Origin of the sequence: Rhodococcus erythropolis NBRC 15567 (genome assembly GCF_001552595.1) — a bacterium.
GTDB classification, from domain to species: Bacteria; Actinomycetota; Actinomycetes; order Mycobacteriales; family Mycobacteriaceae; genus Rhodococcus_F; species Rhodococcus_F erythropolis.
The window spans coordinates 1,300,793-1,317,794 of record NZ_BCRM01000001.1 but is presented as its reverse complement, the minus strand read 5'-3'; the positions used below and the strand labels follow the sequence as shown (position 1 = coordinate 1,317,794).

15 protein-coding genes and 2 pseudogenes are annotated in these 17,002 nt (G+C 61.7%); 6 read left to right on the top strand and 11 right to left on the bottom strand.

Translation table 11 applies throughout. The features are described from left to right. Positions 1-59 precede the first annotated feature (59 nt). Positions 60-935, top strand: coding sequence for a LysR family transcriptional regulator (locus tag RE4_RS06365; protein ID WP_019744779.1), 876 nt, complete (start codon positions 60-62; stop codon positions 933-935). On the opposite strand, the gene RE4_RS06360 is transcribed toward RE4_RS06365, so the two are convergent. The 4 genes from RE4_RS06360 to cobF form a co-directional block, all read right to left on the bottom strand. Then, a complete protein-coding gene (locus RE4_RS06360; protein WP_019744780.1) occupies positions 928-1,794 on the bottom strand; it encodes an Fpg/Nei family DNA glycosylase in 867 nt (288 codons plus the stop codon). The two genes, RE4_RS06365 and RE4_RS06360, sit on opposite strands and share 8 nt — an antisense overlap. Positions 1,795-1,834: 40 nt before the next feature. Further along, entirely contained in the window at positions 1,835-3,010 is a 1,176-nt protein-coding gene (locus RE4_RS06355; protein ID WP_019744781.1) for a GGDEF domain-containing protein, read from the bottom strand. A gap of 43 nt (positions 3,011-3,053) precedes the next feature. Further along, positions 3,054-4,220 (bottom strand): GGDEF domain-containing protein, encoded by a 1,167-nt coding sequence (locus tag RE4_RS06350; protein WP_238076529.1) that lies wholly within the window; start codon positions 4,218-4,220, stop codon positions 3,054-3,056. Between the two features lie 75 nt (positions 4,221-4,295). Next, positions 4,296-5,036: a precorrin-6A synthase (deacetylating) gene (gene cobF / locus RE4_RS06345; protein WP_060938206.1), complete on the bottom strand. Its 741-nt coding sequence runs from the start codon at positions 5,034-5,036 to the stop codon at positions 4,296-4,298. 86 nt (positions 5,037-5,122) lie between these two features. Here cobF and RE4_RS06340 point away from each other — a divergent pair, with 86 nt between their 5' ends. From RE4_RS06340 to RE4_RS06320, 5 genes are all read left to right on the top strand, one after another. Continuing rightward, positions 5,123-5,923, top strand: a complete 801-nt coding sequence (locus tag RE4_RS06340; protein WP_021332281.1) for a thymidylate synthase — start codon at positions 5,123-5,125, stop codon at positions 5,921-5,923. 2 nt (positions 5,924-5,925) lie between these two features. Continuing rightward, positions 5,926-6,417 carry a dihydrofolate reductase gene (locus RE4_RS06335; RefSeq protein WP_019744784.1) on the top strand — a complete coding sequence of 164 codons (492 nt, stop codon included), beginning with the start codon at positions 5,926-5,928 and terminating at the stop codon, positions 6,415-6,417. 84 nt (positions 6,418-6,501) lie between these two features. Next, entirely contained in the window at positions 6,502-6,834 is a 333-nt protein-coding gene (locus tag RE4_RS06330; RefSeq protein WP_003946336.1) for a cupin domain-containing protein, read from the top strand. 19 nt (positions 6,835-6,853) lie between these two features. Beyond that, positions 6,854-7,549 carry a hypothetical protein gene (locus RE4_RS06325; RefSeq protein WP_060938205.1) on the top strand — a complete coding sequence of 232 codons (696 nt, stop codon included), beginning with the start codon at positions 6,854-6,856 and terminating at the stop codon, positions 7,547-7,549. 27 nt (positions 7,550-7,576) lie between these two features. Beyond that, entirely contained in the window at positions 7,577-9,268 is a 1,692-nt protein-coding gene (locus tag RE4_RS06320; RefSeq protein ID WP_060938204.1) for a sensor histidine kinase, read from the top strand. Between the two features lie 2 nt (positions 9,269-9,270). Here the strand turns inward: RE4_RS06320 and RE4_RS06315 are convergent. The 7 genes and pseudogenes from RE4_RS06315 to RE4_RS06285 all read right to left on the bottom strand — a co-directional run. Next, positions 9,271-9,905: pseudogene (locus RE4_RS06315) on the bottom strand (response regulator transcription factor). A 76-nt stretch (positions 9,906-9,981) separates the two neighbouring features. Then, the gene (locus tag RE4_RS06310; protein ID WP_003946389.1) at positions 9,982-10,875 is read right to left on the bottom strand and encodes a universal stress protein; all 894 of its coding nucleotides are present in this window, start codon (positions 10,873-10,875) and stop codon (positions 9,982-9,984) included. 358 nt (positions 10,876-11,233) lie between these two features. Then, complete coding sequence (locus RE4_RS06305; protein ID WP_007727670.1) at positions 11,234-12,274, bottom strand: LLM class F420-dependent oxidoreductase; 1,041 nt, start codon at positions 12,272-12,274, stop codon at positions 11,234-11,236. 175 nt (positions 12,275-12,449) lie between these two features. Continuing rightward, positions 12,450-13,343 carry a universal stress protein gene (locus tag RE4_RS06300; RefSeq protein ID WP_019744789.1) on the bottom strand — a complete coding sequence of 298 codons (894 nt, stop codon included), beginning with the start codon at positions 13,341-13,343 and terminating at the stop codon, positions 12,450-12,452. Positions 13,344-13,484: 141 nt separating this feature from the next. Continuing rightward, positions 13,485-14,990, bottom strand: coding sequence for a glutamate-cysteine ligase family protein (locus tag RE4_RS06295; RefSeq protein ID WP_021345194.1), 1,506 nt, complete (start codon positions 14,988-14,990; stop codon positions 13,485-13,487). Positions 14,991-15,115: 125 nt separating this feature from the next. Beyond that, complete coding sequence (locus RE4_RS06290) at positions 15,116-15,886, bottom strand: M23 family metallopeptidase (RefSeq protein WP_003946431.1); 771 nt, start codon at positions 15,884-15,886, stop codon at positions 15,116-15,118. 122 nt (positions 15,887-16,008) lie between these two features. Then, positions 16,009-16,974: pseudogene (locus tag RE4_RS06285) on the bottom strand (amino acid permease); the annotation flags it as partial. Positions 16,975-17,002: the final 28 nt, after the last annotated feature.

The window sequence follows — 17,002 nt, the reverse complement described above, 5'->3', positions numbered from 1 at the left end:
GACGTGCGTCCAATAGATAGATATGCATGATCTATCTCCAGAAGCGATAGATTGGTGCAATGGAACTACGTCACATCCGCTACGCCCTGGCAGTCGCGGAAGACAGACACTTCAGCCGTGCTGCCGCGCGGTTGCACGTTTCACAGTCCGCGTTGAGTGCCCAGATCAGAGACCTCGAAAAGGAACTGGGAGTCGAATTGTTCAACCGCAACAGTCGAAACGTCGGCCTGACTGCTGCCGGGGAGGTTTTTGTCGCCCGCTCCCGTGAGGTGCTCGGCGCCGTGTCGAGACTGGTCAGTGATGTCTCGGCACGGAGCAACGAGCAAGTGCGGCTGACGGTCGGCACCATCACCTCGGCGGGGCGCGTCGACGTCGGTCGTGCGCTGGCAGATCTGACACGCCGCCACCCTGCAATCAACATCACCGCGCGACCGTACGGCAGTGAAGTAGTTATCGAAGGAGTCCGGTCCGGCGCAATCGACGTCGGCATCGTCGGATTGGCCGCAGGTCGCTTACCCAAGAGCTTTGCCGCCGCACCGTTGTGGAGTGAACCCACCGCAGCGTTTGTTGCTCCCGACCATCCCTTTGCCCAGGCCTCGTCGATCAGACTCGAAGACCTACGGGATCACACTCTCGTGGACTTCGCCTCCGGCAGCGAGGCCCGTGTCCAAACCGACCAAGCCTTCGCCGAATCACAGGTCCCACGCGGAAAAACGCTCGAAGCCAACTCGGTGGACCTGATCTGTTCACTGACCGCCAACGGCCTGGGTGTCGGTTTGCTCCCCCAGTCCATGAGCGCCCTACATCCCGAACTGGTCTGTATTCCGATCACCGATGCCCCGCATCGGATCGTCCACGCAATTACCGAACCCACCCATTCGTCGGCGCTGGCCCGTGAATTCGTCGAACTACTCGCGGCGCAGTTCGCTACTTGAGCAGTTTCGACATTCGCCTGTCCGCCAACGGCTTACCGCCTGTCTGGCACGTCGCACAGTATTGAAAAGAACGCTCCGCGAACGACACCTCGCGTACGACGTCACCGCACACCGGACAGGGAAGTCCGGTGCGCGCATGTACTCGCATTCCCGAGCGTTTCTCACCTTTGAGCCGGGCCGCGTCCTGACCTTCCGAACGCTCGATCGCGTCGGCCAGCGTGGACCGCATCACGGCATACAGCGTCGAAATCTGCTCCGGCGTCAGCCTCGACGAGGTCGCGAAGGGCGAAAGTTTCGCGGTGTGGAGGATCTCGTCCGAGTAGGCGTTCCCGATGCCGGCGATCAGCGACTGATCGACTATCGAGTTCTTGATCCGCGCCGACGTCCCGCCCAGAATCTCTGCGAACTCAGCTTCTGTCACAGCCATCGCGTCCGGCCCCAACCGGGCGATGCCCGGAACCTCCTGCGGATCGTTCACCACCCACACGGCGAGGCGTTTCTTGGTGCCGGCTTCGGTGAGATCGAATGCCGGCGTCAACCCTTCAGGTGTGAAGAAATGAACGCGCAGCGCCAACGGCCCCTTCCCCGGCTTCGGCGGCGTTGGCGACGGATTATCGAGCCACCGCATCCAACCGGCACGGGAGAGATGCGTGACCAACCACAACCCGTCGCAATCCAGAGCCAGATGTTTCCCGAAGCGGGCGGCGCCCGTGACGTCACGCCCTTGCAAAGCCGTGATCGGCGGATCGAAGGTCTTGAGCACACTCAATGCAGCGATATCGACGCGTCCCACTACTGCGCCGACCGCGTGCTGACGAAGGAACCCTGCCAGCGCTTCCACCTCGGGTAGTTCAGGCATGGCATCAGACTAACGCCGACCACGGACACTCACCGTGTGCTCAGTCCGTTTCGGTCAGCAGAACCACCGAGTGTCCACCGCGCGCCTTCGCTGCGTACATCGCGCGATCTGCACGTCGCAGCAAAGTGGGATAGGCGATGAGTGCATCGTCCGGCGATTCGAAAGGACCTGCGACCTTCGCGATTCCGACGCTCAGGGCGACCTCGGAATGGTCGGGAGCAGTGACCGTTGATCGCTGAAGTTCTTGTTCGAGTCGATCGACCGAGCGTTGATCGCCCGAATCGACGATGATGAACTCGTCGCCGCCGATCCGTGCGATCAAGGCCGCCGGGCCGGCGCATTCGACCAGTCTCGATCCGACCTTCTCGATCACAGCGTCCCCGACTGTGTGCCCATATTCGTCGTTGATGGTCTTGAATCGATCGATGTCGACAGCGGCGACAACGACAAGCGCCGAATTCGCGTACGACCGCTCCAGTAGCAGTCGCACCTCGTCGGCCAGTCCCCTCCTGTTGAGTAGTCCGGTCAGTGGGTCCAACTGCGAATTCAGCGCATCGGTGCCGAGGATGGAGAAGATGAACTGACAGGCAAAGGGGATCACGTAGATCGCCGCGCCGACGAGAACTGTCAAAGCGATCAGAACCGGAACATCCGAATAGTTCTCGACAACGGAAATGCGCGTCACAATGCCGATGACTACGACGAATACCCACAGCATGTGAAGGCTCTGTATTCGAGCATTGTGGAAGAACGCGATGTATCCGCCGATCACCGAGAACATCACGGCATGTGCCAGTGCCGCAAGTGGATTGGAATACAACAGCATTGCGGCCGCTATTCCCACTTCCGAATAGAGCACAAAGGCGTATGACCAGGAACGGGAGAGGTTGCGCCTCGTCGAGAGGGCGACGGCCATCATCACGGTTATGACGATGATGACTGCGTTCGCGGTGCGCGCGTGCGGAGTGGTCGGTCCCTGTGGACTGAAGCGAGTCAAGAACATGATCACGGTGACCAGCACCAACGAGCAGACGACAAGAAACCGCGAGGCGACGGTCAACCCTTTGTCCGCGAGATAGCGATTGAAGGTGTCGAATTGGTCCGGACGCCGATACCAATCGACAAGTTGAGAAGAGATCAGCCGGAATGCGGGGCCGGAGAGCGGTCGTTGAGACGCGACGGCGTCCGAACGCTCCACACTCTCGGCAGATTCCATAGGGTCAGGGTAATCCAGTCAACTCCCCGCAATCAGACAATTCTCACTGTTTGCCGTCCCACATCACAACTCGATCGCCGCCGGCGGCCTTCGCGCGGTACATCGAGGCGTCTGCTACTCGAAACAGTTCCGTCAATTCCTCGTCGGAAATGATCGAAGACCATTCGGCAGAGGTGATCGCGACTCCGACGCTGGTCGTCACCGCCGGATCACGATCGTCGATTCGGAGGTGCCTTCGTAGATTGTCCTCGAATGCGGGCGCTGCATCGACGTCGATCGTGTCCACCAAGACGAACTCGTCCCCACCGAATCTGGCGAAGAGCGCCTTCTCGCCGCCGCACCACCGCAGTCGATCAGCAATCTGACGAAGTACGAGATCGCCTTCCTCGTGCCCCCGCGAGTCGTTGACGCTCTTGAAGGAATCGACATCGACGATCGCGACGACATACGACGACTTGCTCGACGCGTGCCCCGTTGCCCCCATTTCGACAACAGCTCGCTGCAGCCCGCGCCGATTCAGAAGGCCGGTCAACGGATCCACATCCGAACTGTCCGCGTCGGAGCCGAGAAGTGAGAGGACGAACTGGCAGGCGAACGGGATGACCACGATCCCGGTGGCGATGATCAGACACAGTGCGGTGGCCAACGCAGGATCCGCGTAGACCGCGACCTTTCGTCCGACCACTGCCAGAACCACGATGGACAGGGCGATGTGAATCGCCTGGAGTCTCGCGTTGTGAAAATACGCGATGTAACCACCGATCAGTATCAAGAGCACGCACTGGATCAACCCGATGAAGGGGTCGTTGTTCAAGAACACACCGACAAATACGCCGACCTCGCAGTAGGCGACAAAAAAGTACGACCACCGACGCGTGATTTCGGGCAGAAGGCAGAAGAGCACGATCACCGCGACCGTGACTCCGATGATGACGGCGTTGACGACGCTGGTGACGTGGTTGTGCACGCCCGCGTCGCTGAAGCGCAGCAGAGTCATCGCAACGATGACCGTCGTCAGGGAACCGATGACCAGCAATCGGACGGCTAGCTCCAGGCCCTTCGTGGCGAGGTATCGATTGAAACTGTCGAATTGATCAGGACGCCGATACCACTGAACGAGAAGGTCGAAAGCCGACTTCACAGCTGATTTTTCACGGCCACGCGGCGCGGGCAGAATCGACTGCAGTCGGTCCTGCCCGAACGATGTCATGCGCAGATCATAGGTGCGCAGACCGTCGTTCGGGATCAAGAGCGCAGGATCGAGGCCGCGAATCCGCGGTCGGTGTCAGCGCCGAACGAGGTACGTGTCCATGATCCAACCGTGCTTCTCGCGCAGCTCCGCCCGGCGCGCGACGATCCGATCTTCGACGTCGCGCAGGTTGCCGGAAATCAACTCCTCGTCCGCGGTTCCGAGGTATGCCCCCCACCAGATTTCGGCATGGGCTTCGGCCACCTGAGTGAAGGTGCAATGCGCGTCGAGCATGACGACGGCGTTGTCCACGCCGTCGGGCAATCCCTCGGCCAGTTTGCGGCCGGTCGTGATGTGGATGGGTTCGCCGATTCGGTTGAGGACGATTCGGTGCTGTGCAGCCAACGACTGCACGCTGGTGATTCCCGGGATGACGGAGTAGTCGAACGTCACTTTCCCGCGAGCGAGCACGCGCTCGACGATCCGCAGAGTGCTGTCGTAGAGGGAGGGATCACCCCAGACGAGAATCGCTCCGACGCCAGGTTCGGCCGCGAATTCCGCTTCGAATTTCGCGGCCCGACGCTCGTGCCAGTCCTCGACAACCCCCTCGTAATCGGTCGGGGTTCGGTCCCGCGGCGGGTCCGTGATCTCGACCACCTTGTAGTCGAGGTGAACGTGCTCGTCGAGGATGCCGGTTCGCAAGTCGACCAGAGCCTGCTTCTCGTCACCCTTTCCGATGATGAAGAACGTATCGGCCCTGTTCATAGCCTTGATCGCCTGAACCGTCACCTGGTCGGGATCACCCGCACCGATACCGATCACCAAGAGTTCGCGCATGTGCCGAGGCTATATTGCCGTGCGCCTTTATTAACCGCGGGAGGTTAATAAAGGCGCACGGCAAGGCAGGCCCTAGACTGATTCCCGTGACTGTCTCCACTGCTTACGAAGACCTCCTCCGGCTCGTCATGGAGACGGGTACCGCCAAATCCGATCGAACCGGAACCGGCACCCGCAGCATCTTCGGTCACCAGATGCGTTTCGATCTTGCCGACGGCTTTCCGCTCGTCACCACCAAGAAGGTCCACCTCAAGTCGATCGTCAACGAGCTCCTGTGGTTCCTGCGCGGCGACTCCAACGTGGCGTGGCTGCACGAGCACGGCGTCTCCATCTGGGACGAGTGGGCCGACGAGAACGGCGAACTCGGCCCCGTCTACGGCGTCCAGTGGCGTAGCTGGCCCACCCCTTCGGGCGAGCACATCGACCAGATCACGCAGACCGTCGAGACCCTGCGCTCCAACCCCGATTCGCGGCGAATCATCGTCTCGGCGTGGAACGTCGCCGACATTCCGCAGATGGCGCTGGCTCCATGCCACGCGTTCTTCCAGTTCTACGTCGCCGACGGAAAGCTCTCCTGCCAGCTGTACCAGCGCAGCGCCGACATGTTCCTCGGCGTTCCGTTCAACATCGCCAGCTACGCGCTGCTCACCCACATGATGGCCCAGCAGGCCGGACTCGAGGTCGGCGAGTTCGTCTGGACCGGCGGTGACTGCCACATCTACGACAACCACGTCGACCAGGTCACCGAGCAGCTCGGTCGCGAGCCCCTTCCGTTGCCGACCCTGAAGCTGAACAAACGCGACTCCATTTTCGACTACACCTTCGAGGACGTCGAGATCGTCGATTATCAGCACCACCCCGCGATCAAAGCGCCGGTAGCGGTCTGACGATGACCGATCGCACAGTCACCCTCATCTGGGCGCAGGCCCACGACGGCGTCATCGGCGTCGACAACACGATCCCGTGGCGCGTGTCCGAGGACATGGCTTACTTCAAACGCGTCACCATGGGACATCCGGTGATCATGGGACGGCGCACCTGGGATTCCATTCCACTGAAGTTCCGGCCGTTCAGCGGGCGTCGGAACATCGTCGTGACGCGCGATCCGCAATGGCAAGCCGAAGGCGCCGAGGTAGTCCACAGGCTGGACGACGCCTTGGCGTTGCCGGACGGTGACGTATTTGTCGTCGGAGGCGGGCAAATTTATTCGGCTGCACTGCCATTCGCGACGCATCTCCTGGTGACCGAGGTCGACCTCGACATCGCCGGTGATGCCTTTGCTCCCGAGATCGGCCCCGAATGGAACCTGAAGTCCGACGAGCCCTGGCAGACCTCGGAGAAGAGCGGGCTGCGCTTCCGCTGGCTGGAATACACGCGCTGACCGACTTCCGCCGATAACGAGGCACCTCGCGAGTGAGTCGGTCATACTCCAAGAACGACATTCACCGCTTCCGAGAGGTCTTCGATGGACAAGAAGTCACTGACCGCTCTCGCTCGTCAACAGTTGAAACTGGCGGGCTCGGCGACCAGCGGTCGCAGTTCACAAACCGTCTACGGCGGCCACCAGCGCAGCCTGCGACAGACGGTGATCGCCCTGAGCGCCGGCAAGAGCCTCGCCGAACACGACAGTCCGGGCGAAGCCACACTGTTGGTCCTGAGCGGGAAGCTGAATCTTGTGTGTGGGAGCGACCAGTGGAAAGGATCCACCGGTGATTTCCTCACCGTGCCGGCCGACCGCCACAGCGTCGAAGCGCTCGAAGACGTTGCATTTCTGCTCACCGTCGCCATGAAGGGTTGAAGTCGGTACCGTCTTCCGGGTGAGCGAAACCGTGATCGAAGTGTCCATCGTCGCAGCCCCGTCCGTTCTGTGGCCCGCCCTGCGCGACCCGTCGCTGATTCGTCGTTGGTTCGGCTGGGAGTACGACGGTCTCGACGACGAAATCGCCCAGATCTACTCCACCGCTGAGGCCGATCCCGAGGCACTGACGCTGAAACTCGGAAACGGTGACCGCTTCTCACTTCTCGAACAAGACGGCAAGACGGTCGTCCGCATCGATCGGCCGGCCAAATCTGCCGACGACGACTGGTACGACGACATCACCGAGGGATGGACGACGTTCCTCCAGTTGCTCAGATTCGCAGTGGAGCACCACGGACTCGCTGAGCGAAGAACCGTCTATCTCGACGGCCTGCTGCTCCCTGGCGAGAATGCGGCAACCGTCCTCGGGCTCACCGAAATCGAATTGGAAGCGGGAAGTCGATACGCGGCGACAATCGCTCCCGGCGACTATTTCGAAGGCGTCGTCGACTACGTCACCGATCACCAATTCGGGTTGACAGTCGAAGATCTCGGCCCTGGTCTACTCTCTGTCGCGACCCAGTCGGTGACTCCGCAGCGCCCAGACGGAGGCATGTCCATCCTGCTGACCACCTACGACCTGAGCGATGACGAGTTCGACGAAATCAAGCATCACTGGTCGTCGTGGTGGGAAGGTCGCCGTCAGGAGGGCTGACGTCCCGCGAGGCGATATGCTTCGACCATGGTCGAAGCATCGGGTCACAGTCCGGCACGCACGTTCGGCGAGTTGCTCGACCGCCTGGGCGATTCCAATGCAGACATACCGACACTCCACCGTCTGCTCGAGGCGGTCCTGGTGGTCGGTTCCGGTCTGGATCTCGACCTGACACTCCAACGGATCATCACCTCTGCGACAACGGTTCTGGATTGCCGCTACGGCGCCCTGGGGGTTGCGGCGCCGGGGGGCGGGCTCTCGGAATTCGTGTACGAGGGAATCTCCGGGTCCCAACGCGCGACCATGGGACATTTCCCCGAAGGTCATGGCGTTCTGGGTGTTCTGATGAATCACCCGCAAACTTTGCGTGTGGCGCATCTCGGCGACCATCCCGAATCGGTGGGATTCCCCGCGAATCATCCACCGATGGAGAGTTTCCTCGGGGCGCCGATCATGATGCGAGGAAAGGTGTTCGGAAGCATCTACCTGACTGAGAAGCGAGGAAAAGCCGAGTTCACCCAAGAAGACGAGGTCATCCTCGAGGCCCTCGCCATCGCAGCCGGCATCGCTGTGGAAAACGCCCGGCTGTTCGAGCAGTCACGAACTCGTGAAAGATGGCTCACCGCAACATCTGCCATTCGCTCGCGGTTGCTGGCCGGTGACTCGCTCGAGGACGGCCTGCAACTTCTTGCCAGTCGCGTTCGGGACCTGACCGGCGTCGACGACGTGATCGTGGTGATCTGCGAGAACGGATACGCACAGGTTCACGCTGCGGCCAGCGCCCGAACAACGTCACGTGGAGTCAGAATTCCAGCGACGACCTATCCGTTCGACGTGGTGCGGAGCACTCGAAAGCTACAGGTACTCACCGCTTTAGGTGCACTCACCGAACTGGTGCCGTCGGCCGGAAGTGCGGTCGTGGCACCGATGTGCGTCGCCTCGGGTGTAGTCGGCGCGGTCATCGTGGCGTCGAACTCGACCAACACGCACTGGGATCACGACGAACTGACCCGAATCGAGTCGATGGCCGAACTCGGCTCCGTTGCAATCGAGTTCGACGAGAAACAAAAGGCGCAACGCCTGTTGTCGGTTCTCGCGGACCGCGACCGCATCGCACGAGACCTGCACGACAACGTCATCCAGCGACTGTTCGCGAGCGGAATGAGCCTGCAGAGCACGCTTCCGGACGAGACCCTCCCGGAGTCGGCGCGCGCGATTGTCAAACGATCCCTCGAACAGCTCGACAAGACAGTCCGCGAGATTCGGACAACCATCTTCGATCTGCAGACTCCCACAGCCACCGATTCGTCGAGCCTGCGCCGACGCCTCCTCGATGTCATCGGCGACGCCACCGCACAGTCCGCCGTGACCCCCAGCGTCCAATTCTCCGGCGCCATCGACACTCTGGTGAATCCCGGGATCCACCAGCACGCCGAAGCTGTGCTGCGTGAGGGGCTGAGCAACGTCCTTCGGCATGCACACGCACACCACATCACCATCGCAGTCACCGCGGACGTCGAATTTGCGATCACGATCGAGGACGACGGCGTCGGACTCCCCTCCGACTTCCACAAGAGTGGACTTCACAATCTCGAGCGCCGTGCCGAACATTGCGGCGGTACGTGCACGATCGTCAACCACGATCCGAGCGGTGCACGCCTGCTCTGGCGAGTACCGCTCGGGCGCACCAACTCGAATCGACCGAAGTCCGGTCGGTAGACCTATCGACTGCCGCTGCGGATTTCGGTGGCCAGCACCGCAGCCTGAGTACGACGCTGCATGCCCAGCTTCGAGAGCAGACGCGTCACGTAGTTCTTGACGGTCTTGCGAGGAACAATCGCGCGCCGATCTCCCGGTTGGTGAGTCCCTCTCCGATGAGGTCGAAGACTGCTCGCTCCTGATCGGAAAGTTCGGCCAACGGATCAGCGGTGCGGTCGCTACGGATCCGCTGCATCAGCGCCTCCGTCGCCCGACTGTCGAGCAGTGAACCGCCGCGCCCGACTGTGCGGACCGCAGCAACCAGATCGGTTCCGAGAATCTGTTTGAGGACAAATCCCGAAGCGCCCGCCATGATCGCGTCGAGTAGTGCCTCGTCGTCCGCGTACGACGTGAGCATCAGGCAGCGCAGGTTGGGCAGCATCGAGCGCAGTTCGCGGCACAGTTCGACGCCGTTGCCGTCCGGCAGCCGTACGTCCAGAACCGCGACGTCGGCATTGCTCTGCGGTACCGCAGCCAATGCTTCTCCCACGGATGCGGCCTCACCCACCACCACGAAGTCTTCGACCCCGCCGAGTAGGTCGAACAATCCGCGTCTGACGATCTCGTGATCGTCGACCAGGAATATCCGCGTTGTCATCGAACCCCTCCAAAAGACATCTCACGTCGAACGGTACCGGAGACGGTGGACTCAAAAGTCATTGAATGCATTCTCTTCACTTGTTGACGTGCCGAACGATGAGAACCGGGCAATCCGCAGTATGGAGCAGTGCCCGACTAGTCGATCCGAGGAGCATTCCCGCGAATCCGCCGCGCCCGCGACTGCCGACGACGATCAATTGCGCCGTCTCCGCGTATTCACTGAGAACGCGGACCGGACGGTCACGCGCGACGACTCTCTCGACGACGACGTCTGGGTAGCGCTCGGTGAAACCAGCCAATTGCTCGGCAAGGACAACTTCCTCACCTGTCTGGATGCTGCTCCACAGTGGATCGTCGGGGGTGGCGCCCAGGGAGGGCTGCACGCTCACATCGCTCCACACGTTGACCGCGATCAATGTTGCACCCCGAGCGGATGCCTGTTCGAAAGCATGCTCGACTGCCTCGATGCTGCTTTCGGATCCATCGACACCGACGACGACAGGACCTTCGGTCGGCGGTCGACCATCAAGCGTCCGGCCCCGGACTACCGCCACCGGAGATTCGCCGTGCGAGACGACCGACACCGTCGCGGAACCGACGACCAATCCGGTGAATTCACCATGCCCGCGGGGCCCGAGCGCAATGATGTACGCGCCCTTGGACAATTCGATCAGGCGATCGGAGACGCTGCCGTCGAGTAGTTCGGTGACGATCTCGAGGTCGTCGTCGATGCTTTGTCGCGCGAGGATCTGCGCGCTGTCCAGACGAGCGGTGGCTGTGCGGCGAAGTTCGTCCTTGAAGCTCTCGGCGAGGTACGGCTCGGAGTAGTAGAAAGCGGGGATGTGCACCACCGTCGCGATGTGCAGCGGACGACCGAGCGCCACCGCCGTTCGAGCGGCCCAGACGACAGCCGACGACGCCGATTCCGAGCCGTCCACTGCCACGACTACGGGTTTGGTTGCACTCATGTTCGTCCCTCCACGATCGACCAGAGAATCTCTTCGCCCTCACACTATTGCCCAATGACGGCAAAAAGGATTCATCAGCCGACGCGAGTCCCGAATCGGACATTCGGAGTTCGGGTGGACTGCGGCAACGGCCCCGCCAACATCCCTTTCGGGCGTCAACGAGGCCACCGGTGCCGGATTCGCACGCAAACCCTGGCTACTCGATCCACGTTAGGCGAAGAACCCGACCGGTCAGAAGTGAAAAAAGTCCCATATGAAAGCGCCGAAAATCGGGTTTCGTGCGCAAGAGATCCCGAATCACCCGCTCTGCTGTGCGCCTTTATTAACCGCCGGCGGTTAATAAAGGCGCACGGCAGGGTCAGTCACAAATCTTGCGGAACTTCTCGATCAGCTGAACACGGCCGTTGCGATCGGCCGCCAACGGCGTGACGTTGAGCGTCGTGACGCCAGCTTCGGCGAAGGCTGCGACGCGTTCCTTGACGTAGCTCTCGGGACCGATCAACGACACGGCGCGAACCAGCTCGTCCGGGACCGCTGCTGCGGCCTCGTCCTTCTTGCCCGCGAGGTAGAGATCCTGAATCTTCTCGGCGGCCTCTTCGTAGCCGTATCGCACCGCGAGGTCGTTGTAGAAGTTCTTGCCCTTGGCGCCCATACCGCCGATGTAGAGCGCAAGGCTCGGGCGTACCCAGTCGAGCATGTGGTCGACGTCGTCACCGATGGCCAGGGCCGGCGACGCGTACACCTGAAGCTCGCCGAGGCTCGGATCGCGCTTGGCCTTGCCCTTCGCAATCGGCTCGCCCCATACGCTTGCTGCCTTTTCCGGATGGAAGAAGATGGGTTCCCAGCCTTCGGCGATCTCAGCCGTCAGCTCGACGTTCTTGGGTCCGAGCGAAGCGATCAGGATCGGGATGCGCTCACGCACAGGATGATTGATCAGCTTGAGCGGCTTGCCCAGTCCGGTGCCCTTCTCGGCAGGGAGCGGAACCTGGTAGTACTTGCCCTGGTATTCGACCTTCTCGCGGCGCCACACCTGACGGCAGATCTCGACGACCTCACGCGTGCGTCCCAACGGAGCGTCGTACTTGACGCCGTGGAATCCCTCGATCACCTGCGGTCCGGAAGCACCCAGGCCCATAACGAAGCGACCGTTGGAGACGAAGTCCAGGCCCGCTGCCGTCATGGCGGTCAACGAGGGCGTACGGGTGTAGATCTGGAAGATTCCCGAAGCGAGTTCGATGGTGGACGTCTTGGCCGCCAGGTAACCGAGCTGGCTGACCGCGTCGAAGGAATACGCTTCCGGAACGAAGGCGATGTCCAGGCCCGCCTTCTCCAGGTCACCGACCTCTTCGACGGTTTCGGCGAACCCGCCGCTGTAGTTCAAACCCATACCGATACGCACGTTGTAACCCCAATCCAGACGATTGCCGCCGTGTGCGACGCGCACACAGCCTTGGTACTCCCATCGAACACTTAACTCACATCGAACACTACGGAACATGAGTCCGCATTCATGTGACTACCCCGTTCGTATTCGATGACCGAAACGAACGGGGTAGCGGGAGAACCTGGAGAGGTCAGGATTCTTCGGGGCGAACCACCATGACGGGGCACTTGGCCGAAGCGATCAGGGTATTGCTGGTCGAGCCGAGGAGCATGCCACGGAATCCGCCACGGCCACGGCTGCCGACTACAACAAGCTGCGCTTTTGCCGACCAGTCCAGCAGCCGTCCTCGTGGGTTGTCGAGGTATACCTCGCGCCGGACCTTCACGTCCGGGTACTGCTCGGACCAACCGGCCAAGCTCTCGCTGAGTACTGCGTGCTCTTCCTCTTCGAGAGACTGCGGGGCAAGCGCAGCTGCCCTCGGGTCTTCGAATGCCGCGCTACCGAGGTCACTCCACACGTGCAGCGCCACCAACTCGGCACCGCGGAACGCTGCTTCCTCGAATGCCGCGCCCACTGCTTGCGCGCTGAGCGCACTGCCGTCGACGCCGACCACGACGGGTCCCTCCGAAGGCACTGCGCCGTCGCGGTCCCGCACGACGATGACCGGGCACTTGCCGTGACTGGCAACACCGACCGCTGTATTGCCGAGAACTGCCGTCGCCGCCTTGCCTGAAGCGGACGCTCCGACAACGACCCGCCTGGCCTGCGCCGAACTCTCGATCAACCACTGAGTTGCGCTGCCGATGGCGATTTCGGTGTGAACTTCGAGTTTCGGATCGATCTCATGGGCGAATTGTTCCGCCTCTGCCAAGATCGCTTTTCCCGCCTCTTCGACCCATTCGTACACCCCACCCGCGTCGACGTACGGTCCGCCGAAACCGTAAGGCGCGAAGTCGAGAGCATGGATGATGTCGAGTCGCAATTCGCGCTGGGCGGCGATCTTCGCGGCCTCGCGGAGCGCAGTGGACGCAGTGTCCGAACCCTCGACTCCGACAACAACACTGTTATGTTCGCGTGAACTCATGTGCCCACCTTCCTGAAGAAGTAACCGAGCCACTTTCACTCTAACCATCCCACTTGTCCGGCTTTTTTGGGGTCGCCCCCTCTTCATTTCGGGGACTTAGGTCCCCGAAACTGTTGACGGATAGGAGAATTAGCAGAGCAATCAGGACCAGGTGTGAACAGGATCTCCCGCCCGCATGTTCTCGACGTAACCGCGGAGCATTCCGGTGAGCGCAGTCGAGCGGTCCGCGCCCGAAGCCTCCGCGCGCGCCACGTGCTCTCGTTGCCAGGCGGCACCGGTCTGCCGATTCAGGCACCGCCCCTCGATGACGCCGAGATACCGATCGCGGGCCGCGGCGGACAATCCGAAGTCCGCCAAACCCTCGTCCGCCAACGGCAGCAGCCTTCGCAGGACCAACTCGTCGGCACCGACCCAACCGATCTCCGGCCAGTACAAGGTTGCGTCGAGTCCGTACTTGGCGCCGATGTGCAGGTTCTCTTCTGCCGCATGGAACGACATGTGCGACCACAGTGGCCGCTCCGCGTTCACCAGCGCCCGAACTGTGCCGTAGTAGAAGGCCGCATTGGCCATGATGTCGACGACAGTCGGTCCGGCCGGCAGCACTCGATTCTCGATACGCAAGTGCGGCTTGCCATCCGAGCAGTCGTACACCGGACGATTCCAGCGATAGACCGTGCCGTTGTGCATCTGAAGCTCGCTCAACTCCGGAACCCCGCCCGCCGCGAGCACTTCCAGTGGATCGATGTCCGACACGTCAGGCAGCAGGGCCGGGAAGTACCGCGAGTTCTCTTCGAACAAGTCGAGCACTGAGTGGATCCACCGCTCACCGAACCACACCCGCGGCCGCACACCTTGGTTCTTCAGCTCGAAAGTTCTTGTGTCCGTGGCCTGCTCGAAGATCGGGATGCGCGATTCGTGCCAGAGTGCCTTGCCTGCCAGGAAAGGAGAATTAGCCGCCAACGCCACCTGTACGCCGGCCAGACACTGCGCGGCATTCCAATGCGCGGCAAACTCTTCCGGCGCAACGCGAAGATGCAACTGCATGGACGTACATGCCGCCTCCGGGACTACCGAATTGGTATCGGCCCGAAGAATTTCCACGTCGCTGCCAGGTAGCGCGACACCTTCGACGTCGAGTTCGATGTCCTCGCCTCGAGCGGTGAAAATTTGCTCGTTGAGCAATTCATAGCGCGGGTTCGCGGTGATCCACTCTCGATCGAGATGCTCGAGTTGCAGAGTCGGCAGCATCCCGATCATCACCATCTCGGCGTCGTGCGCATGGATGCGCGCGTCTGCGACGTCGAGGGAGGCGCGCAGTTTCTTTTCCAATTCGAAAGTTGCATCACCGGTGAGTGGGCCGGGTTCAACGTTCATCTCGACGTTGAACTGTCCGAGCTCGGTTTGGAAAACCGCGGCGTCGTCGATGGATTCGAGCACTTCACGGTTGGACATCGCAGGAGCCATGTCCCCGTTCACCAGGTTGAATTCGATCTCCATACCCAGCAGCGGCGCCGGCTTGTCGACGGCGTCTCGGAAGTCACCACCGTCGAGCATCTGCTTCATGGCGTCGACGCATGACCGCACTTTCTTGCGAAAGAGCCTACGGTCCGCCCGCGTGAATTCTCGCGCCGTGACTTCTGCACCCATCGTGCATTCCCCCTTCGACGATCAACGTCACTGAAGGCTATCCGGCCGGTGTCACCGACAAACGAGAACTGCGGTGGCACCGGGAAGAATTTCCCGACGCCACCGCAGGTCTCCGAAAGTTTCTCTTACGAGTTGTCTACCCAGGTGACAGCCACGCCGCGAGCCTGCAGCCACGCTGCGGGATCGACCTTTGCGCCGTTCTCGGCAACCTCGAAGTGCAGGTGCGGGCCGGTGGACTGTCCACGGTTACCCACTGTGGCGATCTGCTGGCCAGCATTGACGCGCTGGCCGACGTTGACCTGATAGTCGTTGACATGGCCGTACGTGGTGACCGTGCCGTCGTCGTGCTGGACGCGAACCCAGAGGCCGAAACCTGACGCCGGGCCGGCGTCGATGACCTGGCCGTCGGCTGCGGCCAGGATCGGCGTACCGATCGGAGCCGCGATGTCGAGACCACCGTGGTGCGCTCCCCAGCGCGAACCGAAGGTAGAGGTCAGCGTTCCGGACACCGGCTGCACGGTGCGAGCAGAGGTGCCGGGGTTGATCCCCGCGAGGAACTGCTGTGCCTGCGTGTTGAGATCGGCAGCAAAATCGGGAAGCTCGGGAATGTCGAGAGCGGGAAGTGCCGCCAATTCAGCCGGAACGACAACGCCCTCGGGGAGCAGACCCTGCGGGATTTCGATGCCGGCGATGGTCTGTGTTGCCGGCGCCGCAGCAGCGGTTCCTGCACCCATCTGGCCTGCACCGACGAGGAGTGCACCGGTAGCCGCAGCTACGACACCCGCCTTGACACCGGCACCAGGGCCAGCCGACGGGGTGCGGTGGCGGCCGCTTGCTGCCTCGGGATCGATCTCGAAGACAACATCGTCATTGCCCGTGCGGTGGTGGTTTCCCACAGTGTGTACTCCGTCAGTCGTCGGCGTGCAGCGTCCTTCTGATGAAGCCCGCTCCTCTGTCTGCCGAAGAATGTAACAGTTTGATCAAGGCGGCCGCCACCGTTACCCGATCTTGACCAAAACTATTTCTCGCCGTTCTGTCGGCTGGCGTCCAGTTCTGACTTGAATGCGTCGTATCGTGCCCGGTGAGCGGGTCGGCGACGAATGATCGCCCACGCGATACCCAGAACCACGAACCAGATCGGTGTGACGACAAGTGCCTGCAGGGTGTCGTCCTTGGTTGTCAGCGCCCAGAGGATGAAGACGAAGAACGCGAGCACGACCCAGCACATCACGATGCCGCCGGGCATCTTGAACTTCGACGCCTCGTGCAGGTGCGGACGACGCTTCCGGTACACCATGTAGCTCGCCAGAATGATCGTCCACACGAACATGAACAGCAGCGCCGAGATGGTCGTGACGACGGTGAAGGCCTCGATCACGGAATCGCCCGAGAACAGCAGGATCAGCGACGCCAGCAAGAAGATGCAGGAAAACATCAGGGCGTTCGCGGGGACCTTGCGCGAGTTCAGCTTGCCGAGGGCCCGCGGTGCGTCGCCCTCCTGTGCAAGGCCGAACACCATGCGCGAGGTGGAGTAGATACCCGAGTTGGCCGAAGACGCAGCGGAGGTCAGCACGACGAAGTTGATGACAGATGCAGCGATGCCGAGGCCGGCGAGTGTGAACATGGCGACGAACGGACTCTTGTCTGCGCTGATTTCGCGCCACGGAGTCACCGCGATGATCACGGTCAGTGCAACGACGTAGAACAGCAGGACACGAATGGGGATGGAGTTGATGGCCTTCGGCAGGTTCTTCTCCGGGTCCTTCGCCTCGGCGGCGGTGGTGCCGACCAGTTCGATGCCCACGAAGGCGAACACGGCGATCTGGAAGCCGGCCACGAAGCCCATGAATCCGGTCGGGAACATGCCGCCGTCGTTCCAGAGGTTGTCGATACCCGAGGTGGCACCGTTCGGCGCCGTGAACCCGGAGACGACCATGACGATGCCGACGATGATCAGGCTGACGATGGCGACTACAGTAAACAGAGGCACTCCGTCAACGTGCGGCCCCCGA

Excerpts from the sequence above, each read along its gene's own strand:
- RE4_RS06365 (WP_019744779.1), top strand. The coding sequence starts at position 60 with ATGGAACTACGTCACATCCGCTACGCCCTGGCAGTCGCGGAAGACAGA.
- RE4_RS06360 (WP_019744780.1), bottom strand. The coding sequence starts at position 1,794 with ATGCCTGAACTACCCGAGGTGGAAGCGCTGGCAGGGTTCCTTCGTCAG.
- RE4_RS06355 (WP_019744781.1), bottom strand. The coding sequence starts at position 3,010 with ATGGAATCTGCCGAGAGTGTGGAGCGTTCGGACGCCGTCGCGTCTCAA.
- RE4_RS06350 (WP_238076529.1), bottom strand. The coding sequence starts at position 4,220 with ATGACATCGTTCGGGCAGGACCGACTGCAGTCGATTCTGCCCGCGCCG.
- cobF (WP_060938206.1), bottom strand. The coding sequence starts at position 5,036 with ATGCGCGAACTCTTGGTGATCGGTATCGGTGCGGGTGATCCCGACCAG.
- RE4_RS06335 (WP_019744784.1), top strand. The coding sequence starts at position 5,926 with ATGACCGATCGCACAGTCACCCTCATCTGGGCGCAGGCCCACGACGGC.
- RE4_RS06330 (WP_003946336.1), top strand. The coding sequence starts at position 6,502 with ATGGACAAGAAGTCACTGACCGCTCTCGCTCGTCAACAGTTGAAACTG.
- RE4_RS06320 (WP_060938204.1), top strand. The coding sequence starts at position 7,577 with ATGGTCGAAGCATCGGGTCACAGTCCGGCACGCACGTTCGGCGAGTTG.
- RE4_RS06310 (WP_003946389.1), bottom strand. The coding sequence starts at position 10,875 with ATGAGTGCAACCAAACCCGTAGTCGTGGCAGTGGACGGCTCGGAATCG.
- RE4_RS06300 (WP_019744789.1), bottom strand. The coding sequence starts at position 13,343 with ATGAGTTCACGCGAACATAACAGTGTTGTTGTCGGAGTCGAGGGTTCG.
- RE4_RS06295 (WP_021345194.1), bottom strand. The coding sequence starts at position 14,990 with ATGGGTGCAGAAGTCACGGCGCGAGAATTCACGCGGGCGGACCGTAGG.